Source organism: Aurantimonas endophytica, from assembly GCF_014196845.1.
Taxonomy (GTDB): Bacteria; Pseudomonadota; Alphaproteobacteria; order Rhizobiales; family Rhizobiaceae; genus Aurantimonas; species Aurantimonas endophytica.
The window spans coordinates 242,670-267,874 of sequence record NZ_JACIEM010000001.1 but is presented as its reverse complement, the minus strand read 5'-3'; the positions used below and the strand labels follow the sequence as shown (position 1 = coordinate 267,874).

23 protein-coding genes are annotated in these 25,205 nt (G+C 64.7%); 11 read left to right on the top strand and 12 right to left on the bottom strand.

Annotation, left to right across the window (positions count from 1 at the left end):
* Positions 1-97: 97 nt before the first annotated feature.
* Entirely contained in the window at positions 98-1,327 is a 1,230-nt protein-coding gene (locus tag GGR03_RS24705; RefSeq protein ID WP_183205630.1) for a hypothetical protein, read from the bottom strand.
* Positions 1,328-1,809: 482 nt separating this feature from the next.
* On the opposite strand from GGR03_RS24705, the gene GGR03_RS01280 reads away from it, so the two are divergent.
* The 7 genes from GGR03_RS01280 (at position 1,810) to GGR03_RS01250 (ending at position 8,386) form a co-directional block, all read left to right on the top strand.
* Positions 1,810-3,876, top strand: coding sequence for a TonB-dependent receptor domain-containing protein (locus GGR03_RS01280; protein WP_246367559.1), 2,067 nt, complete (start codon positions 1,810-1,812; stop codon positions 3,874-3,876).
* 84 nt (positions 3,877-3,960) lie between these two features.
* The gene (locus GGR03_RS01275; protein ID WP_183205628.1) at positions 3,961-4,896 is read left to right on the top strand and encodes a siderophore ABC transporter substrate-binding protein; all 936 of its coding nucleotides are present in this window, start codon (positions 3,961-3,963) and stop codon (positions 4,894-4,896) included.
* Entirely contained in the window at positions 4,893-5,855 is a 963-nt protein-coding gene (locus GGR03_RS01270; RefSeq protein ID WP_183205626.1) for an iron chelate uptake ABC transporter family permease subunit, read from the top strand. The genes GGR03_RS01275 and GGR03_RS01270 overlap by 4 nt, the downstream gene beginning before the upstream one ends.
* Positions 5,848-6,792, top strand: coding sequence for an iron chelate uptake ABC transporter family permease subunit (locus GGR03_RS01265; RefSeq protein ID WP_183205617.1), 945 nt, complete (start codon positions 5,848-5,850; stop codon positions 6,790-6,792). The genes GGR03_RS01270 and GGR03_RS01265 overlap by 8 nt, the downstream gene beginning before the upstream one ends.
* Positions 6,789-7,547 (top strand): iron ABC transporter ATP-binding protein, encoded by a 759-nt coding sequence (locus GGR03_RS01260; RefSeq protein WP_183205609.1) that lies wholly within the window; start codon positions 6,789-6,791, stop codon positions 7,545-7,547. The genes GGR03_RS01265 and GGR03_RS01260 overlap by 4 nt, the downstream gene beginning before the upstream one ends.
* Positions 7,548-7,560: 13 nt before the next feature.
* Positions 7,561-7,839, top strand: a complete 279-nt coding sequence (locus GGR03_RS01255) for a DUF2218 domain-containing protein (protein WP_183205607.1) — start codon at positions 7,561-7,563, stop codon at positions 7,837-7,839.
* 145 nt (positions 7,840-7,984) lie between these two features.
* Positions 7,985-8,386, top strand: a complete 402-nt coding sequence (locus GGR03_RS01250) for a VOC family protein (protein ID WP_183205605.1) — start codon at positions 7,985-7,987, stop codon at positions 8,384-8,386.
* A gap of 230 nt (positions 8,387-8,616) precedes the next feature.
* On the opposite strand, the gene GGR03_RS24000 is transcribed toward GGR03_RS01250, so the two are convergent.
* The 7 genes from GGR03_RS24000 to GGR03_RS01220 form a co-directional block, all read right to left on the bottom strand.
* Entirely contained in the window at positions 8,617-8,811 is a 195-nt protein-coding gene (locus GGR03_RS24000; protein WP_210291972.1) for a hypothetical protein, read from the bottom strand.
* Entirely contained in the window at positions 8,811-9,266 is a 456-nt protein-coding gene (locus GGR03_RS01245) for a zinc-binding dehydrogenase (protein WP_210291971.1), read from the bottom strand. The genes GGR03_RS24000 and GGR03_RS01245 overlap by 1 nt, the downstream gene beginning before the upstream one ends.
* A 68-nt stretch (positions 9,267-9,334) precedes the next feature.
* Complete coding sequence (locus GGR03_RS01240; RefSeq protein WP_183205602.1) at positions 9,335-10,618, bottom strand: TRAP transporter large permease; 1,284 nt, start codon at positions 10,616-10,618, stop codon at positions 9,335-9,337.
* A gap of 7 nt (positions 10,619-10,625) precedes the next feature.
* Complete coding sequence (locus tag GGR03_RS01235) at positions 10,626-11,126, bottom strand: TRAP transporter small permease (protein WP_183205600.1); 501 nt, start codon at positions 11,124-11,126, stop codon at positions 10,626-10,628.
* 27 nt (positions 11,127-11,153) lie between these two features.
* Positions 11,154-12,152, bottom strand: a complete 999-nt coding sequence (locus tag GGR03_RS01230) for a C4-dicarboxylate TRAP transporter substrate-binding protein (RefSeq protein ID WP_183205597.1) — start codon at positions 12,150-12,152, stop codon at positions 11,154-11,156.
* A gap of 53 nt (positions 12,153-12,205) precedes the next feature.
* A complete protein-coding gene (locus tag GGR03_RS01225) occupies positions 12,206-13,258 on the bottom strand; it encodes an Ldh family oxidoreductase (RefSeq protein WP_183206968.1) in 1,053 nt (350 codons plus the stop codon).
* A 44-nt stretch (positions 13,259-13,302) separates the two neighbouring features.
* Positions 13,303-14,046 carry an SDR family oxidoreductase gene (locus GGR03_RS01220; RefSeq protein ID WP_183205595.1) on the bottom strand — a complete coding sequence of 248 codons (744 nt, stop codon included), beginning with the start codon at positions 14,044-14,046 and terminating at the stop codon, positions 13,303-13,305.
* Here GGR03_RS01220 and GGR03_RS01215 point away from each other — a divergent pair.
* A complete protein-coding gene (locus GGR03_RS01215) occupies positions 13,979-15,253 on the top strand; it encodes a GntR family transcriptional regulator (RefSeq protein ID WP_183205593.1) in 1,275 nt (424 codons plus the stop codon). The two genes, GGR03_RS01220 and GGR03_RS01215, sit on opposite strands and share 68 nt — an antisense overlap.
* Before the next feature lie 71 nt (positions 15,254-15,324).
* Complete coding sequence (locus GGR03_RS01210) at positions 15,325-15,543, top strand: hypothetical protein (RefSeq protein ID WP_183205591.1); 219 nt, start codon at positions 15,325-15,327, stop codon at positions 15,541-15,543.
* 471 nt (positions 15,544-16,014) lie between these two features.
* Here GGR03_RS01210 and GGR03_RS01205 read toward each other — a convergent pair whose 3' ends face one another.
* Together GGR03_RS01205 and GGR03_RS01200 are read right to left on the bottom strand one after the other, a co-directional pair.
* Positions 16,015-16,983, bottom strand: a complete 969-nt coding sequence (locus GGR03_RS01205) for a DMT family transporter (protein WP_183205588.1) — start codon at positions 16,981-16,983, stop codon at positions 16,015-16,017.
* A gap of 5 nt (positions 16,984-16,988) precedes the next feature.
* Complete coding sequence (locus tag GGR03_RS01200) at positions 16,989-17,690, bottom strand: SDR family oxidoreductase (RefSeq protein WP_183205587.1); 702 nt, start codon at positions 17,688-17,690, stop codon at positions 16,989-16,991.
* Between the two features lie 116 nt (positions 17,691-17,806).
* On the opposite strand from GGR03_RS01200, the gene GGR03_RS01195 reads away from it, so the two are divergent.
* On the top strand, positions 17,807-18,697 hold the full coding sequence (locus tag GGR03_RS01195; protein ID WP_183205584.1) for a LysR substrate-binding domain-containing protein: 891 nt from the start codon (positions 17,807-17,809) through the stop codon (positions 18,695-18,697).
* 269 nt (positions 18,698-18,966) lie between these two features.
* On the opposite strand, the gene GGR03_RS01190 is transcribed toward GGR03_RS01195, so the two are convergent.
* Both GGR03_RS01190 and GGR03_RS01185 read right to left on the bottom strand, forming a co-directional pair.
* Positions 18,967-19,671 (bottom strand): RES domain-containing protein, encoded by a 705-nt coding sequence (locus GGR03_RS01190; protein ID WP_210292059.1) that lies wholly within the window; start codon positions 19,669-19,671, stop codon positions 18,967-18,969.
* Positions 19,668-20,081, bottom strand: coding sequence for an MbcA/ParS/Xre antitoxin family protein (locus GGR03_RS01185; RefSeq protein ID WP_183205580.1), 414 nt, complete (start codon positions 20,079-20,081; stop codon positions 19,668-19,670). The genes GGR03_RS01190 and GGR03_RS01185 overlap by 4 nt, the downstream gene beginning before the upstream one ends.
* Before the next feature lie 2,875 nt (positions 20,082-22,956).
* Between GGR03_RS01185 and GGR03_RS01180 the strand changes: the two genes are divergently transcribed.
* Positions 22,957-24,165, top strand: coding sequence for a hypothetical protein (locus GGR03_RS01180; protein WP_183205578.1), 1,209 nt, complete (start codon positions 22,957-22,959; stop codon positions 24,163-24,165).
* Positions 24,166-25,205 lie beyond the last annotated feature (1,040 nt).

The following is a 25,205-nucleotide window of genomic DNA, read 5'->3' as shown; positions in this document are numbered from 1 at the left end:
GTTCACCCGGAAATCTGACAGCCACTTTCCGGCACTGACGCTCCGACGCGCCGAGGTCCGGTCGCGCTGCTGATCCTGAGATGTCGGACGCCACCTGTCATGCATCCTCTGCGGGCGACCACGTATCTATGGCAGCGATATGCCAGTCGTTAGCGGTGGCTATATCGATCCGGTCGACCAACTCGTTCCAACTCTGCGCCCTGAAGATGCGGCTTGCGGGCCCCTTTTCAGTCCAGACGCCGCAGACACGCATTTCGCCGCCCTCGTTGTAGACGCAGATATCCACGAGATGATATCCGCGGGCGTCGTACTCGGCCTTCCGGGCTTCGAACGACCCGAGGCGTTCGCCCACACGCAGCGCGTTTCCCGATCCCTTCTCATAAAGGCCGACGAGCCAGCGCTGGCGACCGTCATGATAGGTGTCGATGGCGATCAGCCGCTCGCCCCCCTTCGCCCGCTCGACCCATTCCCGCTCGAATTCGTCCCGAGGGGCGACCGCGAGGCGCGTGGGCTCGCCCGGCTCGAAGGTCCCGCCGATCATCGGCGTGCCGTTCTCGAAATAGGCGAAGATATCAACGATCCGGAGGCCCTCGCGTTCGTGCTTGTCGGCCTGCCGACGAAATTCTTCGAGCCCGAGCAGCCAGAACGGCGCGTTGCCCGACCCTTCCGCATAGACCCCGAGAAAAGTACGCCCGACGTTCTTCGAGAATGTGGGGCGTGCGGGATCCGACTGGGAAGCTGAGACGCGGCGCAGGCGGAGATTGGCCGCCTTCCACGTGTCATGATTTCTGGTGAAGCCTTCCCAGCCATCCACCCAGTAGCCGTAGTAATGTGTCTTGCGGCGGATCAGTGCGAGGTATTCACGGTTCTCTGGAATGGCATGCTGCGCCAACGGGCGGATCGAGAAAGCAAAGCCGAATGCCCCCTCCTTACCGGGGACCCAAGTTCCGTCGAGTCCCCCATGCGAGCCGCCATCCACCCACACATCGTTGGCGCCATAGGGAAAGAGTTCGGCTGGTCGAAGGGTGATCGTTCTCCCGTGGAGGGGCGTGTCGCCGAACGTATCCTGTTCGTAGCCGGTGATCTTGATCGTCAGGTTGCCATTCACCAATGGCACCCATGCAAATTCCCTTCCGACCCGATATTCCTTCCCGTCGGCGATCCCGGAGCGCTGCCACCAGGCGATCTGGCCATTCACCTCCAAACGCAGCAGCCACTCTGACGTGTCACCCGGCTCGCCACCAAGCTTACCGGTTCGTTCGGTGGCAGCCGCGTCATGGGCGATGATCCGCTCGATCCGCACGTAGGCGATGTCGCTGTAGGCCACGGTAACCTCCCGGTTGTTAGCTTTGTCAGTCAGCCAAACTATCCGGCCGCCAAGGCGCTGATTGTGATCCGTGACACACCTGATGAGCGGCGACGTGCCCTGCCCTTCCCGCCGTCGGGGTGCGAGGTCTCAGACGGACATCGCTGAAATTACCGGTGACGGAAACGAGGCTCTCGGCTTCCGGAGCAAGTGCCCCGATCCGCCTGCCTCGGCGGCCAGAGGGAGGCGAGGCCTTGTCTTCGTACCTTGGGGCCTTAAGGGCGTCGCCTTCTCTTACGCCGCGCGAAATGCCTTTGCGCTGTCCGTGCATAGCCTCCGGCATCGCGGGTCCCTCTAGGAACCGCTCGGCATGCGTAGCGAGGCAGAATTCGGCGAAATCATGTCATAACTTGATAACAATAGTCATGTTTGTTGAGAGAGGGGACGTGCCGTCCAGAGATGGCCTGCGGGGGCAGGCAGGGTGGGCGCCGAGTGGGGACAACATGACGATCAGAACTTTGCGGCGTGCCTGGTATCGCAGTGCGATCGCCATGTCGCTGGCGCCGCTCGCGCTGGCTGCGACGATGCCGGATCTGCGGGCGCAGGAAAGCGGTGCGCAGACAGCGAACCCCATGACGATCGATCCGGTGGCGGCTTCTCCCGCGACCGGCGATCCCGGCACGATCATGCTCGATGTCGTCACCATCAGCGGCGGATCGACGATCGGCGATTACGGGGTTTCCGACGGCAACACGCTGATGATCGTCGATCGCGAGACAATCGACACCTACCGTCCGACGACGGTGCAGGACCTGTTCCGGGGCGAGTCCTCCGTGACGGTCGGCGGGACCATCGCGACCAACCAGAAGATCTACGTCCACGGCATCGAGGAAACCAACCTCGCCGTCTCGATCGACGGATCACGCCAGAACAACAAGATCTTCCACCACAACGCCACGACCATCATCGATCCGCAATTGCTCAAGTCGGTTCAGGTAGAGGCAGGCGTCGCCGCCGCCGATGCCGGGCCCGGAGCGCTCGCGGGAGCGATTCTCTACGAGACCATTGATGTCGGCGACGTGCTCAAGGATGGGCGCAACTTCGGCGGCTTCGTCGATGCGGGCTACGATACGAACGGCCAGACATTCTCCAAGCGCGGCTCCATCTACGGCAAGATCGGCGGCTTCGAGTCGCTGCTTTATCTGAACGGCGTCGACGGCGAGAACTACGACGACGGCGATGGCAACGAGGTGCTGGGCTCCGGCGCCTCGCTCCTCAGCGGCCTTGGCAAGATCGCCTTCGAGGGCGAGGCCGGTGATCGCGTCGAGCTGTCCTACGAGCGCGTCCAGGACGATGCGGACCGCCCCTACCGCGCCAATATCGGTGCGGTTCTCAGCGGCAGACCGGTGCCTGAGACCCGCACCTACGATCTCGACCGGCAGAATGTCGTGCTCTCCTACGAGAACACGCTGGCAACGGGTCTTTGGGATCCGCGCGTCGTGCTCGCCTACAGCGTCACCGATCTGCGAACCGACGAAGAGCCCCTGCGTGCGCCAGGAACGTCGGTCACCTACGACGGGTCCAACGACAGCCTGAACGGCAAGGCCGAGAACACGTTCAACCTCGACATGGGCACCGTCACGGTCGGCTTCGACGCCTATGACGACGAAGCCGAGTTCGACGGCGACGGCTACCGCACCTCGGAGCGGGCACGCAACGTCGGAAGCTACGCGCAGGCGCGCCTCCAGCCGCTCGACCGGCTGTCTCTGTCCTTCGGCGGCCGGGTCGACCACCAGGTCTTCACCGGCACCGACGACAACGACCAGGACAACACGGGGCTCAGCGGCAACGTCTCGGCGGAGTACCAGTTGACCGACTGGTTCGCGGTCAAGGGCGGCTACTCCAACGTCTTCGGCGGCATCGTGCTGACCGAGCCGTTCATCATGAACCCAGGCTGGTCCTACGGCGACATCGACACGGCGCGAGCCGAGAACGTCTTCGCCGGCTTTGTCGTGCGCTACGAGGGCTTGATCCTCGACGCGCAGATCTTCGACACGGACATAAACGACGGGCGCGTCGCCACCTATGGCGGCGGCCCGGCCCTCGTCGAGGATTTCTCGTCAAAGGGCGTCGACATAGGCCTCGGCTACGACTGGGGCACCGGGTTCGGCCAGGTGAAGTTCACCAGCGTCGACACCGAGATCGGCGGCGACGTCGCCGATTCCTATCTCGGCAACTATTTCACGACGCCGATCGGCGACATCGTGACCGTCAGCCTGGTCCACCGCTTCGAGGAACTCGGCCTGTTGGTGGGCGGCGATGCCGAATACGCCTTTGAGGAGGATTCGACCACGATCAACGGCCGCGCGCTGGAGGACTACACGGTGGTCAACCTCTTCACCGAGTACCGTCCGGCCTTCAACCGTGACCTCAGCCTGCGCGCGGAAGTGAAGAACCTCTTCGACGAGGACTATTCCGATCGCGCTACCTACGGTCAGGATTTCGTCGACGTGCGTCCGCTGAAGCAGCCGGGCCGCTCCTTCGGGATCTCCACGCGCTTCCAGTTCTAAATGGACCATTGCGGCGGCGGTCGAAGGGCCGCCGCGGCGGCAAGCGCTCCTGGTGCATGCGCGTGCACGAAGGGAAGGAACGACATGAGCTTGTACAAGACGCTTGCCCGCGGGGGCGCGCGACATCGCGCCGCCTTCCTTGCCGTGCCACTGTTCCTCGCGTTGTGCACAACGCTTCAGGCCGCAGAGATCGAGACCGCCCGGGGTCCGGTCACGATTGACGCCGTCCCGGAGCGGATCGCCGTCTACGACATCGCCGCCATCGACACGCTGCTCCGCCTGGGCGTGGAACCGGACGGGATCCCCGACAAGCTCTATCTGCCCGAGCTCAAGTCGCTCGCGGGCACGGCAGAGACGGTCGGAACGCTCTTCGAACCCGATCTCGAGGCGCTGAATGCGCTAGCGCCCGACCTCGTCATCGTTGGCGGCCGCTCGTCTCTCCAGCTCGAGCAGGTCGCACGCGTCGCCCAAAGCATCGACATGACGATCGGCGATTCCGACCTCGTCGCCGCGGCGAAGTCCCGGCTGGCGGCCTACGGGGCGCTTTTCGACCGCGAGGACACGGCGCAGGAAGCCGCCGCCGAACTCGACGCGGCGCTGGAGCGAGCGCGCACGGCGATCGAGAGCAAGGGTACCGGCCTCGTCCTGATGACCAATGGCCCGAAGATCAGCGCCTATGGCCCGAACTCGCGCTTTGGCTGGATCTACACCACGCTCGGTATGCCACCGGCCGCGGCGGGTCTTGAGGCAGCCATCCATGGTGAGGCCGTCTCCTTCGAATTCGTTGCGAACGCCGATCCGGACTGGCTGATCGTGGTCGATCGCGCCGCGGCCATCGGCTCGGGCGAAGCCAATGCCCGGGCGACGCTCGACAACGCGCTGGTGGCGGGGACGAAGGCTTGGAAGGCCGAACAGGTCGTCTACCTGCCCGCAGCCGACGTCTATATCGCAGGTGGCGGCGTCCAGGCCCTCGGCCGCGTCGCCGACACGCTCGCGGAAGCTTTCGCGGCTGTGCAGTGACGCAGTTCGGGGGGCGCCGATCAGCCCTCTGGGCCCTGGCGCTCCTGACGGTATTGCTCGTGATCGCCAGCCTGTTCGTCGGTGCCGGAGATCTGCGGACGCAAGGGTCGACGTTGCTGATCGTCAGCCGCCTGCCGCGCTCGCTGGCCGCCATCCTCGCCGGTGCGGGGCTCGCTATCGCCGGCCTGGTCATGCAGACGCTGGCACGCAATCGCTTCATCGAACCGACGACGGCGGGAACGGGTCAGAGCGCCGAACTGGGCATTCTGGCCGTGACGCTCCTCTTCCCCTCCGCCTCGATCGCCGCCAAGGCGTTCGCCGCCAGCCTCACGGCGCTCGCCGGCACGGCGATCTTCCTGGCGGCCGCGCGGCGCCTGCCGCAGACACAGCCGGCGCTCCTGCCGCTCTTCGGCCTCATCTATGGCGGGGTCATCGGCGCCGGCGTGACCTTCGCGGCCTGGCAGGCAGACCTCCTGCAATATGTCGAAGTCTGGACGAGCGGCGAATTCTCCGGCGTGATGAGCGGTCGCTACGAACTCCTGTGGGTCAGCCTGCTGACGCTGGCGCTGGCCTGGTGGATCGCCGACCGGCTGACGCTGATGTCGCTCGGGCGCGATGTCGGGCTGGCGCTGGGGCTCGACTATCGCGCGACCATGCGGCTCGGACTGATCGTGGTCTCGGTCACCTCCGCTCTCGTCGTCACCGTCGTCGGCACGATTCCCTTCGTAGGTCTGGTGGTCGGCAACATCGTCACGCGCATGGTGGGTGACGATCTGAAGGGCGCGCTGCCGCTTGCCGCGCTCGGCGGCGCGGCGCTCACTCTTTTCTGCGACATCATCGCCCGCCTCCTGCGCTATCCGTACGAGATCCCGGTGGGCACCGTGCTCGGCATCGTCGGAGCCGGAGTCTTCCTGTGGCTGCTCTTCGGCCGTCCGTCGCCAAGGACGCGGCATGGCTGAGCGCCGGCGTCTCGTCCTTCTCGCCGGCCTGACACTGGCATCTATCGCGCTGTTCATGACGATGAACCTGCGCGGCGACCCGATTTTCGCGCTGCAACTTCGCGGCGTCCGCCTTCTCGTCCTCCTGGAGGTCGCCGTCGCGATGGCCGTCGCGACGGTGCTGTTCCAGACGGTCACCGGCAACGTCATCCTGACGCCCAGCGTCATGGGTATCGACGCGCTGTTCGTCATGCTCCAGACGGGTATTGTCTTCGTCCTCGGAACGCTCGGCCTCGCCGCCTTGGGACCCTGGTCGAAATTCGCGGGGGAGACGCTGCTGTTGACGGCATTCACCCTCGCCGTGTTCCTGCCGCTGCTGAAGGCGCGGATCGACCTCACCCGTATCCTGCTGGTCGGCGTCGTGCTCGGCTTTCTGTTCCGCAGCCTGTCGGCTCTTCTCGCCCGGATGATCGATCCGAACGACTTCGCCGTGGTGCAGGGAACGCGCTTCGCCGATTTCACCAGCGTCCGGGCCGACCTGGCCCTGGTCGCGCTGCTGCCTTTTGCGGTGGTGATCGCCTGCGCCTGGCGCTGGCAGCATGCGCTCGACATCCTTGCGCTGGGCCGGGACGCCGCAACCGGCCTCGGCGTCGACTGGACGCGGACGGTGTCCGGCGTGATCGTCCTCGTCGCCGTCCTCGTCGCGGTATCGACCGCCCTCGTCGGCCCGATCGCCTTCCTGGGTCTTCTGGCGGTGGCACTCGCCGAGCGCGTCATCGGAACCCGCCGTCACGGCCCGCTGATGCTCGGGGCAGCCCTCACCGCGATGGTTCTCCTCGTCGGAGGACAGGCGCTGTTCCAGCACGGGCTTGGCGGCGCCTCTGTCCTTGCCGTGGTCATCGAGTTCGCCGGTGGTCTGGTCTTCCTGATGCTTCTCCTGAAAGGGACGCGTCGATGATCGACATCCGCTCCGTCGCGCTCGACCTCGGCGGACAGCCCATCCTGCGGGATATCAGCCTGTCGATCGACGGCCCCGGGGTCACCGCCCTGATCGGGCCGAACGGTGCCGGCAAGTCCAGCCTGCTGCGCCTCGTCGGGCGGCTGGAGCCGTTGCAGACGGGCTCGATCCACGTCTGCGGCCTGCCCGTCGACCGGACGTCCGGCCAGCGCCTCGCCCGCTCGATGGCCGTCCTCAGCCAGGAGACGCCGGTCGCCAGCCGGCTGACGGTGCGCGAACTCGTCGGCTACGGGCGCTTTCCGCACAATCACGGCCGCCTGACCAGCGCGGATCGCGCCATGGTCGAAGCCATGCTGACGCGCTTCGAGCTCTTCGATCTGGCCGACCGCTTCCTGGAGACGCTGTCGGGCGGTCAGCGCCAACGCGCGCTGATCGCGATGACGGTCTGCCAGGACACGCCGGTGATTCTGCTGGACGAGCCCCTCAACAGCCTCGACATGCAGCATGCCCGCCACCTCATGCGCACGCTCCGCCGTCTCGCTGACGAAGAGCACCGGTCAATCCTCGTCGTGATCCACGACGTGAACCATGCGGCCGCCCATGCCGACCGGATCGTGGCCATGCGGCAGGGACGGATCGTCGCGGACGGGCCGCCTGCGAAGACCCTGACAGCGCCCGTTCTTCAAGCCATCTACGGCTTCCCGACGCAGGTCGAGATGATCGACGGCATTCCCTTCGTGCTCCATCACCGCTGACAGGAACCACCCCATGCTACAGAGCTGCGCCATTGTGCCCACCGCCCACGCGAGCCGCTATCTCCAGCAGCTCTGCAAGCACTGGTCGCACAAGTTTCAGACCGAGTTCACGGCAGACGCGGGCCGCATCGCCCTGCCGCTGGGCGAGGCCCGCCTCGCCGCAGAGGCCGACGCCTTAACGATCGACCTGAAAGCCAAGGACGACGCGGATCTTGCGGTTTTCAAAGACGTTGTCGCCCAGCATGTCGAGCGCTTCGCCTTTCAGGAAAATCTAGTGTTCGAGTGGAGCTGACCGCAGTCATTTCCGCCTCAGTCAGGCTCGCCGTCATTCCACCGTGCCTAGCATCGGAGTTCCGGTGTCAAAGAACGAACGATGAGAGGGGCGGAACGGTGTCGCCTCCGCTTTCCGGAACAACTATCGGCTATTGGAGCAAGCCATGCCAATCCCCGTCGCTATTGGCGCCTTCGCCATCATCCCCTGCAACGACCTCCCATCCGCGCTGCCTTTCTGGGAGCGCCTTGGCTTCGATCGGACAGGCGGCGATGATGATTACATCATCATGACAGGCTTGGGTTGCGAGGTGCACCTGACGCAGGCTGGGAAGGGTCCTTGGAGCGTCCCAAGCGAACACAACCCGTTCGGGATTTTCATCCGGATGCCGGATGTGGCCTCGGTCGCCGCCCGGGTTGAAGACCTGATCATTCGTCCCGGCGGCGTACTTCGACACCGCGAATGGGGTCTCTACGAGGTTGGGATCCACGGCCCGGACGGCCTCCTCGTTCGGATCGGTTGGCCGTCCCGCCATATGCGGAACAACGATGCCGATACGCCAACCTAGAATCGTATTTTGACGCTTCGCAGCCTGAGCCGCTCGTGGTCTGACGCTTGCCGGCACGCCTATCTCCCTACGACACCCTCGTCGGTCTGGCTTGATGTTCGCGAGACCGCTCGCGCTTCCCGGCTACAGCGGCAGACGTTGACTCATCCTTGTCGTTCTCGCTCGTGATGGGTCGTCTCTCAAGCGGACGCTGTCGACGGCTCTGGCAGAGATATCCTTGACGCCTTGCGTCACCCCATCATGTCGATCACCACATTGCCGAAAGGACCGCGCGCGAGATGCTCGAAAGCGGCCGGCAATTCGGCGAGTGGATAGCGCACGTCCAGCCCCGGGCGTATGCCGGCGCGGTCCACCGCCCGCACGAGGCGCTCCAGCGCCCGGCGGCTGCCGGTGCCGATGTCGTGGATGGTGATGTTCTTCAACATCAGGGGCATTTCGGGGAACTGAACTCAAAGCCGTCGAGAGCGCCGATCTGGCAGACATGGCCACCGCCGGCGGCGAGATCGACGGATTGGCCGAGATGCGCCCCGCCGATCACCTCCAGCACGATGTCGGCGCCGCGATCGCCGGTGATCCGATAGACAGCCTCCATCCAGTCGTCCGCACCGGCGTCCACGGAGTGATCGGCCCCGAGGGCTCGCACCCACGCTCCGTTATCGGGCTGGCCGCAGACGATGACCTCGGCACCGTTTGCTTTGGCGATCTGAGGGCCAAACGGTGCGACGCCGCCGGTGCTGAGGATCAGCACGACTGTGTCGCCGGCGCGCACGGCAGCGCTTTCCACGAGCGCAGACCCGGCTGTCAGCCCCGCCACCGGCAAAGTGGCCGCCTGCCAAGGCTCAAGGCTGGCCGGCGCCTTGTCGAACCAAAGCGCCGTCATCGCAACACATCCGCCAGGAAACCCGCGTAAACCGGCCGAGTGTCTGGTAGGCCGGAGTGCGGGCGGTGTCAGCCGCCAAAGATCAAATTGGGGATCAGCAGCACAAAGGACGGGACGAAAATCAATATCAGTGTCACCACCACGACCGCGAGGAGCAGAGGCGCGGATTCGCGCGTGTACTCGCCGATCGGGCAGCGCAGGATCGAGCAGACGGCGTACATTGCCGCACCGACCGGCGGGGTGAAGTTGCCGATCGTCGCGGCAACAATGAAGACGATACCGAAATGCACCGGATCCGCCCCCAACTCCCGCACCACCGGCAGGAGGATCGGCGTCAGCATGATGATCAGCACCGTCGCGTCGATGAAGAAGCCTATTACCACGACCGCAAGCGCAATCAGGACCATCGCCCCATAGACGTTATCAGTGATCCCGAGAATCAAGCCTGCGACGGTTTCCGGCACCCGCTCCAGCACGATGCCGTAAGTGAAGATCGCCGACAGGGCGATCAGGAACATCACCGAGCCAACATCGGCGAGGCTGCTTTCGAGCCCGTCGACGAAGCCTTGGCGCCGCATCTTGCGGTAGACGAGGACGCCGATGAGGATCGCGTAGATCACCGCGAAGGCGCCGATCTCGGACGGTGTGAAGATGCCCATCCTAAGTCCGACCAGCAGAAACACCGGGAATAGCAGCGCCCAGATTCCCCCGGTGAAGGCCCGCCCGACTTCGGTGGCGCTCGGGCGCGTCGCGCGCTCCGGCTGGTAGCCGCGTCGGCGCGCGGTCAGCCAGATCGCCAGCCCCAACCCGACCCACAGCAGAAGCGCCGGGGCGAATCCGGCGGCGAAGAGGCGGCCGATCGAGACCTGGCCGATCGTGCCGTAAAGGATCATGCCGATGCCGGGGGGAATGATCGGCGTCAGCACAGACCCGTAGGAAAGGACGCCTGCGGTGAAGCCGCGCGTGAAGCCGCGCCGCATCATCTCGTCGCCGAGCATGCGACTTTGCATCGCCGCATCGGCGATGGCGGAGCCGGAGACACCGCCCATCAGCGCCGACAGCGCCAGCGACACCTGCGCCAGGCCGCCCTTGAGCCGTCCGGTCATCACCGAGGCGAGTTCGAGCAGCCGCTCGGTGATGCCCGAGCGGTTCATGAAATTGCCCGCCAGGATGAACAGCGGGATCGCCAGCAGGGCGAAGTTCTGGGTCTGCGACACCGTGACCTGAGCCGGGATGGTGAACGGCAGTTCCGGATTCTGGAAGAAGAACAAGGCGCCGGCGATGCCGATGGCGAAGGCTACCGGCATGCCGATCACGAGAAGGACGATGAAGCCGAGCGTGACGATCAGCATAGCGGGATCAACCTTGCTCGGATGCCGAAGCGGCGACCCCAATCGGGTCGTTTCGCAACTCGGCCCGCAGTTTCACAATGGTGGTGATCAGCAGCAAGAAGGCCCCGACCGGTAGGCTCATCGTCACCCAGGAATAGCTGATGCCGGGAATGCCCTGAAAGCTGCGCGCCCGGCTGGTCCAGGCTAGCCAGAGGCCCGCATAGACGCCGACCCCGAGGAACGCCATGATGATCAAATAATTGCCGATCTGAAGAAGCCGCCGGAGCCCTTCCGGCAACCGCGCCTTGATCACGTCGATCGACATCAGCGCGTCCTTGCGCCAGGCGATGTCGGCGCAGAGGAAACACGCCCAGGCGAAGAAGCAGGTGGCGAAGTCGATCGTCCAGTTGATCGGGCTATGCATCATCCGGGCGACGCCGCCCGCGAAGATCAGCCCGACCATCAGCAGCAGCAACGTGCCGGCGAGGATGGCTTCCGCCCTGAGGACGGCATTATAGAAGGCGCGCATCGTCATCTCCCGCCGGACAGGAACCGCCTATTGCTGTCCGGCCATTTCGGACTGCACCTGGTTTTTCGCTTCGGTGAGACCGAGCGTCTCGTAGGCCTTCTCGCCCGCCGCGCGGAAGGCGTCGAGATCGACGTCCTCGACGATGGTCATGCCACCATCCCTAAGTGTCTGCCGCGCAGCTTCAGTCGCTTCGGCGACCACCTTGGAGGTTTCCTGGCCAGCGGTCCGGCACTCCTCGACCAAGGCGGTCTGGAATTCGGCCGGCAGGCCGTCAAACCATTGCGAACTTACCACCTGGAAGTTCACCAGCATGATGTGCTTGGTCTCGTTGGCGTGGGTCAGCACCTCGTTGAGATTGGCCGCGGTGATGTTGGGATAGACCAGTTCCGCTCCGTCGATCGCTTGCTGCTGTAAGCCGGGATAGACGTCGCCGAAATTCATCGCGGTCGGCTCGGCGCCCAGCGCCCGGATCGATTCCTGCCAGATCGGCGCTGGCGGCGTACGGATGCGCAAGCCGGCGAGATCGGCCGGGGTGCGAACTTCTTTGTTGGTGTAGAAGTTGCGGAACCCCTGCACCCAGTCGAAGCACACAACCTTCAGCCCATGTTGGTCGGCGAGTTCCTGCTGCCATTGCTGCATGGTGGGGGAATCGGCCAGCGCAAAGGCTTGCTCGTTGGACTCTACGAAGTACGGCCCGTTCACGATGGCAATGCCGGGGACGTAATTGCCAAGCCGCGCCGCGTCGGTATTTTGGCCGAAATTAGCGCCCTGGCGGATCTGCTCGATCATGTCCTCCTCGACGCCGAGCTGGGCGCTGTGGAAGACCTCGATGGTCAGGCCGCCATTGGTGCGCTCAGCGACGCGCTCAGCCCATTGCTCGAAGCCTTGGTGGAACGGCTCGTTCGGCCCGAGCACGTGGTTGAACCGCAGCGTGTGGGTGTCCTGCGCGGCAGCGCCGCCGAGCCCGGCTAGGCAGGCGCCGAGTGCGACCGACAATGCGTGGATGTGCCTGGTGAAGATGGTCATGCTGTTCCTCCCGTTAAGTTTAGTCGATAATCGGTTCGCCGAGCTGTCCCTCCTCAGGTGCCGCCGATTTCGATTGCCGGCGACGCCAGCCCGTAGCGCTTGGCGAGTTCTTGGAATTCCTTCATCGTCTCCGGGTCGACCGGGGCCCCCGTAGCCTCCCGCCGCGCGGCCTCCGCCCACTCGCGATCCCCCGGAGCCATCACCCGGCTGCCCGGCCGGGGGGGTGAGGCACGCAATCCCTCGACATAGCGCCGCATCCCCGCTTCGAAGACTTCGCGCCCGACGAACGCGTCCGGGCGCACCGCCATGACGAAGGCGCCGAGCCCGCGCGGCGTCGCCAGGTCTGGCCCCCCCATCGGCAGGATGTCGAAGCCCGGCGCCATGCCGCTCAGGATGGCACTGAATATCTCCACCATACCGGCGAGCCCGGCGCCCTTGAAGCCGAACGCCGCCCCAACCGGCGCCAGCATCTCCACCGCTTCGGCGTCGGTCGTGTCGCGACCTGCGCCATCGGAGGCGACGGCTTCCGGCAGTTCCCGTCCGAGGCTGCGATAGAGCTGCACGCGGTTGTAGGGGACGGCGCTTGTCGCCATGTCCAGCAGCCAGGGGCGCTCTCCGGCGAACGGCACGGCACAGGCGATTGGGTTGGTGCCATGAAAGCGTGCCGCACCGTCGTGCAGCCGCACGAAACTGTCGGAATTGCAGAGCACGACGCCGATCATCCCCTTTTCGGCAGCGGCCAAGGCAAACGCGCCGGCTGGTCCGAAATGCGAGCTGTTGCGAATCGAGACAGCGCCGATCCCGTTCGCCGCCGCGATCTCGGTAGCCCGCTCCATGCCGACATAGGCGGCCAGTGCGCCATGCGCGTGGTCGGCGTCGAGGGAAGCGGTCGCACCGTTTTCCCGGGAGACGGCGAGTGTCGGACGCCGGTTGACGCGGCCCTCGTTCAGTACGGTAACGTAATGCGGCAGCAGCCGCACACCGTGGCTGTCGACGCCGTGCCGCGTCCCGTGCAGCATCGCGCGTGCGGCCGCGTCCACCGTCGGGGCATCGGCCCCGACCGCCGCGAGCGCCGCCCGGCAGAACCGATCGAGTTCTCCCAGCATCACCCGGCCGCCGATCGCCGCCTCGGACGCCCCGATCGCCGCGCTCACAGCGTCTGCCCGCCGTCGACGACGAAGAGCTGCCCGGTGGTGAAGCTCGATTCGTCTCCGGCGAGATAGAGCGCCGCGGCCGCCATCTCCTCGACCGTGCCCAGCCGTCCGATCGGCTGACGCTCGGCAAACTCGCGGCGCGTCTTCTCGGGATCCGCTGTCGCGGCGATCCGCTCCTCCAGCGACGGGGAGCTGGTCGTGCCCGGGCAGAGCGCGTTCACCCGAACGCCGCTGCGGATGACGTCGCGCGCCACGCCCTTGGTGAGGCCGATTATCGCTGCCTTGGCGGCGCCGTAAGCGGCGCGGTTGGCGACACCGGTGACGCTGGAGGCGACAGAAGCGACATTGACTATGGAACCGCTGCCCCGCCCGGTCATGCCGGGCAGGACGGCGCGGATCGTGTGAAAGCATGAGGTGACGTTCTGGTCGAGGCTCCTGGCCCAGTCGGCATCGTCGCAATCGAGGATGGTGCCGCTGTGCACCCAGCCGGCGCAATTGACGAGGATGTCGATCGGCCCAGCTTCCGTCACGGCGCTTCGCACCGCGGCGCCATTGGTCACGTCGAGCGCCACGGGACGGACCGACGACGCCCTGCCCGGCAGGTCTTGCATCTTCGCCAAGGTGCGGCTGGCGGCGACCACCGAGGCGCCTTCCGCCGCGAAGGCGAGAGTGATGGCGCGGCCGATTCCCTGGCCCGCACCCGTTACGAACGCCCGTTTACCTGCGAGCCGTGCCGTCATGAAATGGTCGACCTCCCAATCAGCCATGTTCTTCGTGTACACTAGACATTATCAGTTCCGGCGCAATCCCCTCGGCAGAGTCGACGTCGGTCCGCCTGAGATGGCGGGTCGCCGTTTGACGACAGCGACGGCATTGGAAAGAGTACGCTCCCGCCACCCAGCAGGATTGACGATGCCGCACTGCGGAGGCACCAGACCGACCGGGAATGCCGCCGAGACCGTGTCGGGGACCGCGCCGCGGCTTTACGAGCGGGCTGCCGCGTCGCTAGCCGGCCAGATCGCTTCGGGCGCGCTGGCTGAGGGCAGCTATCTCACCGAGTCGACGGTGGCCGTGCGCTTTGGGATCAGTCGCCCCCCGGCCCGCAGAGCGCTTGCCGAACTTGCGAGGGCAGGCTTGCTGAAACAGGCCAAGGGCAAGGGTTACGTCGTTCTTGCCCAAGCGGCGACGGCCGAGGCCCCTTCTGCTTTCGCCGAACCGCAGGCCGCAGCGGGGGACCCTGCCCGGCTGAAGTCATTGGCGAGCTGGGAACGGATCTATGACGAGATCGAGGATCAGATCGTCGCGCGGATCTCATTCGCAAGTTGGCGGGTCAACGAGGCAAGGCTCGCACGGCACTATGGCGTCAGCCGCACCGTCGCGCGCGACGTGATCGGGCGGCTCCAACAGCGCGGCATCTTGCGCAAGGACGAGCGGTCGCGCTGGTATGCTCCGGCACTGACACCCGGGTACATCGGCGAACTCTACGAGTTACGGGCGATCCTGGAGCCGGTGGCCCTGGTCAAGGCGGCAGATCGGCTGCCTGACACGCTGCTGCCGCAGATGCGTGCCCGTCTCGACACGGCGATCGCGGCCGACGAGATCGGTGGCGCGACCCTCGACGCGCTGGAGGAAGATCTTCACGTCACCCTGCTCGGCCATTGCGGAAACCAAGCGTTGATGCAGGCAATCACGCTGCCCCAGTCGCTGCTGATCGCTCACCGGTTCCTCTATCGATGGACTCCGCGGCTGTTCGTTTCCGAGCCGTTCCTTCCCGAGCATCTCGCCATTGTCGAGTGTTTGGGAAGCGGCAAGGCCGAGGCGGCCGCAGCGGCATTGGAACGCCATCTCGGCGTCTCGCGCGAGCGGGCCATCGCCCGCGTCGACCTGATCCGGCGCGAGTTCAACGCCGAAGGCCTGCCCTACCTAGAGCGGTTGGTAGCGGACTAGCACGAAGGGCCCTTGGTACTGGTCTTTTGCTGCCGCGACAGACCTTTGCTCTCGATCGATTGGCACCCAGCATGAAGATGAATTGCTGGGAGGAAAAGCCGTCGGCCCTCGGCATCGTCATGCTGACGCTTGCGGTTTCGCTCGCGCTGAGCACTTTCGGGGTGACCCGCCATGACCTCCGCGATCTACTCGTCACCCCTGCTGGCGCCCGGCGGTGGTTCGAGGGCGTGCTCGCCCTCTTCTTTGCAGGCATCAGACCGGCAGCAGGCCAGACATACTGGCGGCCGTGACCGACTACATGAACCGGATGAAGGAAGACGGGACCGTGCGACGCATCCTTGATCGCCATGGGATGGCCGAGGCTTCTATCCCGACCTGAGCAAGGAGCACGGAAGGCCAGGTAGCCTCCGCGGCTCCGCGAGGAGGGTTAACCAATCGACTTCCATTAATCGTCAGGTTGCCCCAAGTCTCATCCGGCAGGAAGTTCATTTCCGGCCGTTAGAATGCTCGCACTCGCGGATATTTCAGAGGTTCGCCGTCCGCAGCGCGCTTTGGCTGAAGCGAGATCCGGACGCGACGGGCACCGCCCCTGGCAGCCTGGTCTCGCGCGACCTGCGCCGATAGCTCCTCACCGTTTGCCCAAGGCTGAACCAAGCATAAAATAGTGTACGCAACCAAGCTTGAAGGCAGTTTTCGACCCTTCCAAGCCACTCCCTTGTACGACGCCCGCACTTGAAAGCGGACGTCGTAGGATAGACCGCTCACGCTTCAGATGAAGACACGGGCTTGTTCGCGAGCTGACGTGCACGACCAGACTGAAGCACGGCGACGCCGACGAGGATCGCCCCCATTGCCACGATGTCGAGCGGCTTGACGGGCTCGCCGACAAGCATGGCCCCGATCGCTAGCGACACGACGGGCGGGATGTACGTCACCCCAGATGCCGCGACAGCGCCGAGGCGGTCGACGATCCGATAGTAGAGAATGTAGGCAAGCCCGGTGCCGCAAAGGCCGAGGCCGAGCACCAGCCCGAGCGAGGCTCGCGTGTCCCCAATCACCGCGCCAATCCCATCGAGGTCGGTCGTGGCCACGAGCAGCACAAGGGCGATGCCGATCTGGTAGGTCGTCAGCGCCAGCGGCGTCAGGCCGAGCGGGCTGATGAACCTCTTGGCGTAGACGAAGGACGCGCCGACGCTGAAAGAGCCTGCGATCATCCATAAGATGCCGACCGGGTCGACGCCGCCGAGGTCCTGGTTCCAGGGACGGGCAATCAGGAGGATGCCGAGGAACCCAAGCAGCGTGCCCACGACTGAGCGGGCGTTGATCGGCTCGGAGCGCAGGAACGCCAGCGCCGTCACGAAGGTGAAGAGCGGAATCGCGCCGCTCAGCATCCCGGCGACGCTCGACAAGAGCAGTACCGTGCCTTTGGCAAAGGCGACGTAGTAGAAGGTCGTTGCCAGCACAGACATGACCACGAAGTGGTGGGCGTGCCGCCAGTCCCGCCATTGGAGCGCCCTGGTTGCGACGCTCGTCACGAGGAGGGGAAGGAATCCGAACAGGACGCGAAGGAGCACGATCTGGCTTGGAGAAATCCACTCAGCCGCCCACTTCACGAAGATGAAGTTGGAGCCCCAGATCAACCCGAGGGCGACGAAGGCAGCATAGGCTAGACCGAGGGCGGACGCGGCCTGCTCTCCGGCCGCGGTGCTGCGGATCGTCGTCGCGGCCATGTCCGTCAGACCGAGCGTGTCACGCCGCCGTCGACGCGGATGTTCTGGCCCGTGATGTAGCCGGCGCCGTCCGAGGCGAGGAAGGCGATCGTGGCCGCGACTTCCTCCGCGGTGCCGTAGCGCCCCATGGGCACGCCCTGTCGCCGCTCCTCTGTCGCCGGCAGACTATCGATCCAGCCCGGCAGGACGTTGTTCATGCGCACGCCGTCCGACGCGTAGGCGTCGGCAAAGATCTTGGTGAAGGCGGCCAGTCCCGCCCGGAACACACCAGAGGTCGGGAACATCGCACTCGGCTCGAAGGCCCAGGCGGTGGAGACGTTGACGATCGCTCCGCCCTTCTGTGCCTTCATGATGGGCGCGACCAGGCGGACGGGACGGACGACGTTCAGGAGGTAGACGTCCATCCCGATATGCCACTCGTCGTCGGTGATATCGAGGATGGGTGCCCTTGGGCCGTGCCCCGCGCTGTTCACGAGGACATCCACCCGACCCCAGCGTTCCATCGTGCCGTCGACCAAGCGCTTCAGGTCGTCGTTCGACTGGTTCGATCCCGTCACCCCGTAGCCGCCGAGCTCGGCGGCCAGCGCCTCGCCCTTGCCCGAAGACGAAAGGATGGCGACCTTGTAGCCATCCGCGGCGAGGCGCCTGGCGGCGGCGGCACCCATGCCGCTGCCCCCTGCGGTGACGATGGCGATCCGGTCCGCCATGGCTAGCTCCTGTGATGCGGGAAGGCCGATCCCGGCCCCAACATCCAAGCTATGGCATCACAGGGGACGAGGGACTATGGAGAAGCTCGCTCTTGATACTGTAGGAAATCTACTGGGTGACTCGCTCCCCGCACCGCCTCCCTCCGCTGAATGCATTGCGCGCTTTTGAAGCGTCGGCGCGGCACCTCAACTTCCGTATCGCCGCGGAGGAACTGGGCGTCACGCAGGGCGCCGTGGCGCAGCACGTCCGGGCACTCGAAGCCGACCTCGGCATCCGCCTGTTCGAGCGCCTGCCGCGATCCCTCGCCCTGACCGCTCCGGGCCGAGGCTACGCGACTCAGTTGCGCCGGGCCTTCGAACTGATGACGGAGGCTACAGCGGCGCTGCGCCCCGAGCCGGAGCGGCTGACGATCAGCGTCACGCCGACCTTCGCCTCGAAGTGGCTCCTGCCACGCCTACCTGATATCGCCGAAACCCATCCCGAGATCGAACTTCGCATTCTCGCCACGGAGGGCCTGTCGAACTTCCAGACGGACGGCGTCGATGTCGCGGTTCGCCAAGGCCGCCCGCCGTTCGGACACGGCCTCGTCGCGGACCTGCTGTTCGAGCAGGAGGTCGTGGCCGTGTGCAGTCCGTCCGTCCTTGGTGCCGGGGTGCGCAGTTTGGCCCCGGGGGAGTTTGACCGCGTCACGTTCCTGAACGACGCGCACGACCTCTGGCCGGAGTTCGCCGAGCGCGTCCTGGGACGCAACGTTCCCCCGACCGCCCGACAGGTGCGGTTCAGCCAGACCTCGCTTGCGATCGATGCTGCGGCCGCCGGGCAAGGTGTGGCTGTCGCTAGCCGTTTCCTCGTGGAGGGCGACCTTCAGGCCGGCCGCCTTGTAAAGGCATTCCCCACTGTAATGCATGGAGGCTTGAACGCCTACGTCGTCACCCTTCGCAAGCCTCGCCATCCCATTCCGACGGCAGTGGTGCGGGAATGGCTCCTGGGTCATCGCGGGAACTGAGTAGCGATGCATCTGACGGCTGATGGCTTGGCGACCAAGACGGCAGCTTTCCCACGTATCCGGATCGAAAGCGGCCCGACGGCTTTCCACCCAAATCGGAAATAATTGCCGATCGGCGGGAGCGGCGCGGGCTGGTGTTTTACTTAGGCCTCGGACGGCGCCACTCAACGCACTACTAGCCCTGGCCGTGGGCCACCTCTCGAAGGACACTTGATAGAAGCACGACCATCCTCTCCGGCGTGTACAGTAGCCGCTCCTCGCGACGCCAACTATCGAACGACGCGGAACACCCTTACCTTCGTGTGGTCCCGCACGAGATCTACCTCCCTCCCGTTCCAGTGATAGTCCAGGTGACGGCCCTGGACGGCATTCGACGCGAGGTCGGGGCGGAACAGCGCCGCGCATGTCCCGCCGACGCACCTGACGCTGGGGTAGCGGATGCCATCCGAGCGCGCCGAGCGCATCGCCACCGCGAAGGCCTGGCTTTGGGTGTAGTCGTCCAGCCAGAGAAGCTCCCGATGGGAGACCTCGTCTACGCAATGAAGCTTGGCGTCGACGTCGAGGACGATCTCCCGGAACTGGCAGTCCCAGTTCTCCGGCTCGTCTGTGGCTGCCATGAAGGCGGCGTGGTGATGGATGGTTTCCGAGAGGGCGACATCGAACGTGCGTCCGACATAGAGGACCCCGAAGCTCCCGTCGGAGAACCGGCTCGCCCGGTCGGAAGACACGTGCGTGAACGGAGCCATCAGGTAGCTCGACCCCGAGCCGCCGACACGGTGCGCGGGATCGACGCGGTCCAGCTCCCCGACCGACTCCATGAGCCGCGGGTTGGTCTTCATCTCGGCAGAGAGGATCGCTGGCCAATCTTCGGGCTCTGCGATGTCCTCGAACAGGTCGATCGGCGGGAAGACGCTGCGGATGATGCGGCACGCCCGGTTCCAGGTCACCCTCTCGACGGGCACCGCAGCAGTCACCACGCCCCTCGCTCGGAATCCAGATAGCGGCGCACGCGGACAAGATCCGTCATCTCCCCGTTCAGCATGACGTCGATCGCCGTCCTGCCACCGAAGCGGGCGTTTGGAGCTCCGACCCATTGGTACACCCGCTCCGACTTCCCGAAGATGACGCGCAGCGCCTTGTGGATGCCCATGAGGATCGAGAGGCGGGTCCGGGTGTCACGGCCCATGGCGTTTGGCCCCTGCGCCTTCCATCGACGATAGGTCCTAACGTTCATGTCGAGGAGCGTCGCTGCCTGCTCGTCAGTGATCTCCCACCGCCCGAACAGGTTGACGGCCGCGCGGAAGGACGCCGCGCCTTCCACCTGAGAGATCGGCGCGGGAACAAAGTCGCTGATGTCCGAAGTGACCTCAATAAGGTTCACCATCGCTTATCTCCGATGACATTTGTCCTTAAGGTAGCAACAAATGGGCAGATGACAACCTGGGGCCTGCGAAGCCCAAGCCTGCCTCTGCGCTCGCCGGAACAAAAGGAGCTTCTGGCTCAGCATCGGCCGTCGAACCGCAAATTGTAAGCGGGCTTTTACGCCCTCCTCGTGGATGTGAAGCAGCGTGCTTCTCACACGCGCTCGTCGACGACGTTAGTCGGCACCTCGCCTGCATGCTCGACGGCGCGATCTGAAATTATGTCGCTGAGATCCGCGCGTGTTGCGCCTCTCGGCCATCAGCCTCGATCGCGGCTGCATCGTCAGCAAAGGCAGTATGACGGTACCCGCGGGCCACGTTATCCTTTGACCAAATCGGTATTGCGCTTACCCAAAACAGCGGCTTTGTAGACAGCTACCGATAATCTCCATTCCAAATATCGTCTGCCCCCGCCCCGGGGACAAGCCAAGACAACTGTGGCTCGCGAGTGGACTACGAGGCCTTCAGCTTGGGCGCAGTTGACGATCCGCATGGCACCCGTCGTGGTCGGTACAATCATTCGGGCCCCCCTTCACTTCAGTGTCGAGCGTGTCCTGCCACCTTGATTGAACGAGGGCTGCGCGTTCGAGCCACTCTGATCCCAACCCCGTTTCATCGAGTGGTCGCAACCGATCCGAAGTATTCGCGCGAACCCCGGAATCCGTGTTTCATCGATGTCCGAGCTGTCCAACTTGTCCCCGGGGACGCGCCTATTTCGCCTTTTTTGCTGACCGAGCCTCTATCACGCGAGGGCTCGACATCGTGAAAATTGTCTGCTTCCATCAGGTTATCGCAACGCCCAACCAATCTATCTCCGAATAAACGACCGAGAACGCAGCCAACGCGAATACACCCCTATGGCTATAGTATGTATTCCCTTAAATCACTCACGCTGATCTGGAAGTTTATGATTTTCATCTGGTGATAATCACTTCTGACGAACGACGATAAATTTTACATAGCATTCGGCATCGCGCCTCTCGACTCCCATTAAAGACCAAACGTGACGTGACTGTCCGGGTGAACGCAACTTTCAACTGCGTCCCCATGAAGGAGCCAAGCATGCATAGCATTCGAACCCCTTTTCCCAGATCTCCGATCGACCACGTTATCCGATCGATTTTCGAGCCTTGGCTGGGACTCCCATTGGACCACAAGCGGAACCAAGCCGAGGCGGCTCAGCCAATTCTTTTTCTCCTCGACACGTGCGTAGTCTCGCAATTCACGAAGCCCGTCCCGGATCCTGGAGTTGTCGCTTGGTTAAAGGAAGTACCGAACAGTGCCCTTCGCATTCCATGGAGTGTCGTGTTCGAGCTTCAGCTCGGCATCGAGCTCGCCAAGCGGAGGGGAAACAACAACGCTACGGCATTTGAGCAGCGGCTCGACGGTATCTTGGCCGACGGCCGTTACCAGATTATGCTGCCGACCGTAGACGCTGCGAGAGTCCGTGCGACCCTGTCCGCGCTCCCTGCTCTCCGCAACCTCGTGATCCCAAACCCTTGCTCCAATCGCATTGTGTCCTGCGAGAAACTGACCATCGCGGCCACAGCGATCTCTGCTGGCGCGGCTATCGCTACCCTTAACCGGCGTCATTACGCCGAGATCGCACGATGTTTCCCCTTACCTGGGGTGTTTTATCCAGACACCGGTGATTGGGATAATCGATGCGGTCGTCGCTCTGCCGAGTAGAAAAATTGCACCGTTAATCGCAAAATCTGGCGATCGTTAAAACTCCTGCCGCTTGGTTAGTAGTCGTTCACGCGAACCTGTCACGACAGAATTTCAACCTTGGTGAAGAACTCAGCTTGCCCGATCGATTCTACATAACGCCCTTCGGCGCGCGACAGGACCGTGGTGCAGGTACGCTCGCCGACGGGGCGACGGTCTCCACAGCGTAAAGCCAGCACCTCTCCGATCCGCCCGCCATCAGGACTACCGAGCCTACATCTGGCTCGCGAAGGCAGATCGATTCTCCAACTTCCACGACAACCGGCACGGATCCAAGTGGGACTCTGCCCCGAGCGGCCAACCAGCCGCGAATATCACCGCCCGCAATTCCGCGTGCGGCCCCTCGGGGCCCGTCCCAAGCAACAGCTCCCAGGACAAGGAGGCGAAGCCCATGACGCATGCGATCAACGATACCGCCTCCGGCGCTCGCCCCTCCTCACGCGTCCTCCTCATAGCCGGCTGACTCTGCGGACCTTCGTCCGCCTGTCACGGACGGTCGTGCTCCCACGAGAATGACCGGTGCCGCAAATGGTCCCATTCCGGGACATGGTCGAGAAGGACCGCGCCGTGCTCAATCTTATCATCCCCAAGCGTCGCAAGCGCCAGAAGGCCGAGGACGTTTCCGATGACAGCCTTTGGTCCGAGCTCGGGGTCCCGCCGCCCCGCGACCTGCCCGTCGTGACGGACAACCGGTCGGCTGGGTCCACTGGCACGAGTTCCAGTGCCTCTTGGTGCCCGAGTTTGACGAGTTGCCGGACCAGTTCTCGGTCCGCCGCTAGCCGACCTTCCCCGTATGCGGGGAACGTCATCGACGTAGGCGGGCACCACCGCCGCGTTGCTCAGACCAAGAAAAGTCGCCGGCAATCCCGCCGGAGCACCCTCGGATCACTCGCCAAGATCCCAGGAAAAAGGAGGCGACGATCATGATGCATCAGCTCAACACAATCGCCTCCCGCCGGCTCCGCGGTCTCCTGGTCCGCGACGTCACGCACCTCTCGCCCGTAGCCGGCGGACGCTTGCGTCCGCCCGTCGAAGGCGGTCGGGCCCCTTGCGAGCCCGGTCGATGACCCCGCGGCCAATGGTGGCGCGGGCGAGCAAAGGATTTCGCCTGTGAGCGAGAAGAACATCATTCAGCACCTGCACGAACGCCGTCTCGGCATCAGTTCCTACGACAAGCCCCTGCCCGAGTTTCCGGTGTACCTGGCTCCGGACATGAACTGCCCCGGGCGCTCTGAGACCGTCGCCGGAAAGCCGCTCGGGCGCACCATGCCGGGCGCCGGCGAGCGCGAGAACTTCGTCTGGTTCGGCTGCGAGCCGACCTCGGCGTCCCGCATCCCGGCGCGACGCACGAAGCGCTTCTTCCGCGTCCGGATGTCCGACGCACTGTTCCGCCGAGCGTGCGTTCACGAGGCCGGGCACTACGTCGTCGGCCTGGCACTCGCCGATCGGAGCGGGTGCGTTCCGATTGTCGCGAGCGTTGCCAGTGAGGTGACCGGACAAACGGGAGTTCTGACAGAGTTCGTTCGGGAGGAGGGTCTCGATCAGACGAGGGACAGCTACATGGCGGAGATCGCGATCCTCCTCGCGGGAGCAGCCGCCGAGGAACCCGTGGCGGGATGCCGAGGAGCCGGATGCGGCGGACCGATCGGCAGCGACTTCGATCCAACGACGAGGCTCGCCGTCCTGATCGAAGCTTCGTTCGGCCACGGGGGGAGCATGCTCCACGCCATCGCTTCCGATGAGTCGGACATCTCCCGCATTCTCGCCTCGGATGCCGATCTCGCGTTTGTGGTACTCCGTTACCTCATTCGCGCCTACGGGGAGGCCGAAAAAATCGGTGGCCAGGAATCTATTCGGCTAGGGTTCGTGCAGGCCTCGCTGGCTGCGACAGGGAGGTTCGAGGCGCAACATGGTCAGAGCGAGCCAACCACCGAGGCTCCGCCGACCGGGTTGGCGGATCTGTCAGCCGGGTCGGCGGATCTGTCGGCGGGGTCTGCGGATCTGTCGGCCAGCCGACCGCAGAACGTCAAGCACGACGTAGAAGTCGCGGACGGACGGCATACTCCGAGCTCGGGAAGAGAGCCGCTAGAGGGTGTCGAGGCGGCCTCTGTAGCGAGGTTCGCGATCGCACCGGCGCAGTTGATGAATCCTTTTAACCCGCTCGGACCGCCGATCTCGGTCCTGTCCCCACTCCCCAAGGCGAAGGTGATAAAAATAGGATTCGTCTTGCCCGTCTCGAACCACGTCGGGACGGATCGCGGACACATCAGGCGACAATCTATTCGCCTACGTCGTCGGCACTTTGAAGGACTCGATTAGTGGCCGGACCGGGAGAGGCAGCGTGATGTCCAGGATTGTTGACAGGGTAGGCGGAGGGGGCGACGCCCGCGATGCGTCCGCGGCGCCCGTTGGGGGCCGACGCGATTCCTTGAGACCCTGTTTGAGGCCCGAAGGTGAGGTCGCGCTAAATGGGCGACCAAGCGCGTCGGCGAGCTATCGGTGGAGACCTTCTCGCCACTCTCCGGCTTCACCGCCGGCATGCCTTGGAACGGCGATTTTCGACCGGATGAGCCGATCGTCAGGACCCTGCGCCCGCCGATCGATTCGGCCATCTCGCGCGAACACTCAAACTCGATCTAAGTCAATTTTTTCGAGGAATTTCCCGGTTTTCCGATGAGCGAGGTTGCTGTTGCAAGAAACGGCGGGGAGTGCGATTCCGATCGAGGCGGCACATCGTCGCCCGCCGCTCCATAGGGCAACAAGATGCGCCACAAGGAGCCGAGCGCCGGACCCGGCTGAACTACCGGGCCCGGACACAGAAGTTGCAGCCCCCATCGGGGGGCCCGAGAAGCGCGCCGACTACCAGGAAGATGCGCCTCTCTTCACCGGGCTTTCGCCCTTACGAGAACCAGCGGGACGCTCACGCGCCCGACAGGAACCCTGTGCCATGTCAGCACTATCCCGGGTCAACCCGGTAACGCAAGCGGCGCCGCCGCGCGACAGCAAGCAAACCCTTAGCCCCGCCCGGAATGAGGCTGCGCGCCGTCCGCCCGCGCCTATAGCCAGGCCCTCCGCTGGCCCTTAGCCGCCGGCCGACCGCCCTACGCCTCGCCGTCAGTGACCCGCCGCCCCTCAGGACGGCGTGACGGCGAAGCTTTGACCAAATCCGAACTCCGAAAATCCAGCCATCCGCCTCCCTCCGGGACGCGGAAACGAGGAGACTTGTCATGATTCGCCACTATGAGCAGACCACCTGGGTGCGGGTGCTATTCCCAAGCCGCTCTCCGTTCGCCGACCTGGAGAGGGTGATCCTCCTGCCCAGCGACGAGGACGACTTCCCGGACTTTCTCGATGAGAGG

Coding starts and splice junctions, on each gene's coding strand:
- GGR03_RS01280 (WP_246367559.1), top strand. CDS start 1,810: ATGACGATCAGAACTTTGCGGCGTGCCTGGTATCGCAGTGCGATCGCC.
- GGR03_RS01275 (WP_183205628.1), top strand. CDS start 3,961: ATGAGCTTGTACAAGACGCTTGCCCGCGGGGGCGCGCGACATCGCGCC.
- GGR03_RS01265 (WP_183205617.1), top strand. CDS start 5,848: ATGGCTGAGCGCCGGCGTCTCGTCCTTCTCGCCGGCCTGACACTGGCA.
- GGR03_RS01260 (WP_183205609.1), top strand. CDS start 6,789: ATGATCGACATCCGCTCCGTCGCGCTCGACCTCGGCGGACAGCCCATC.
- GGR03_RS01255 (WP_183205607.1), top strand. CDS start 7,561: ATGCTACAGAGCTGCGCCATTGTGCCCACCGCCCACGCGAGCCGCTAT.
- GGR03_RS01250 (WP_183205605.1), top strand. CDS start 7,985: ATGCCAATCCCCGTCGCTATTGGCGCCTTCGCCATCATCCCCTGCAAC.
- GGR03_RS24000 (WP_210291972.1), bottom strand. CDS start 8,811: ATGTTGAAGAACATCACCATCCACGACATCGGCACCGGCAGCCGCCGG.
- GGR03_RS01245 (WP_210291971.1), bottom strand. CDS start 9,266: ATGACGGCGCTTTGGTTCGACAAGGCGCCGGCCAGCCTTGAGCCTTGG.
- GGR03_RS01240 (WP_183205602.1), bottom strand. CDS start 10,618: ATGCTGATCGTCACGCTCGGCTTCATCGTCCTTCTCGTGATCGGCATG.
- GGR03_RS01235 (WP_183205600.1), bottom strand. CDS start 11,126: ATGCGCGCCTTCTATAATGCCGTCCTCAGGGCGGAAGCCATCCTCGCC.
- GGR03_RS01230 (WP_183205597.1), bottom strand. CDS start 12,152: ATGACCATCTTCACCAGGCACATCCACGCATTGTCGGTCGCACTCGGC.
- GGR03_RS01225 (WP_183206968.1), bottom strand. CDS start 13,258: ATGCTGGGAGAACTCGATCGGTTCTGCCGGGCGGCGCTCGCGGCGGTC.
- GGR03_RS01215 (WP_183205593.1), top strand. CDS start 13,979: ATGGCGCGGCCGATTCCCTGGCCCGCACCCGTTACGAACGCCCGTTTA.
- GGR03_RS01220 (WP_183205595.1), bottom strand. CDS start 14,046: ATGACGGCACGGCTCGCAGGTAAACGGGCGTTCGTAACGGGTGCGGGC.
- GGR03_RS01210 (WP_183205591.1), top strand. CDS start 15,325: ATGAAGATGAATTGCTGGGAGGAAAAGCCGTCGGCCCTCGGCATCGTC.
- GGR03_RS01205 (WP_183205588.1), bottom strand. CDS start 16,983: ATGGCCGCGACGACGATCCGCAGCACCGCGGCCGGAGAGCAGGCCGCG.
- GGR03_RS01200 (WP_183205587.1), bottom strand. CDS start 17,690: ATGGCGGACCGGATCGCCATCGTCACCGCAGGGGGCAGCGGCATGGGT.
- GGR03_RS01185 (WP_183205580.1), bottom strand. CDS start 20,081: ATGGTGAACCTTATTGAGGTCACTTCGGACATCAGCGACTTTGTTCCC.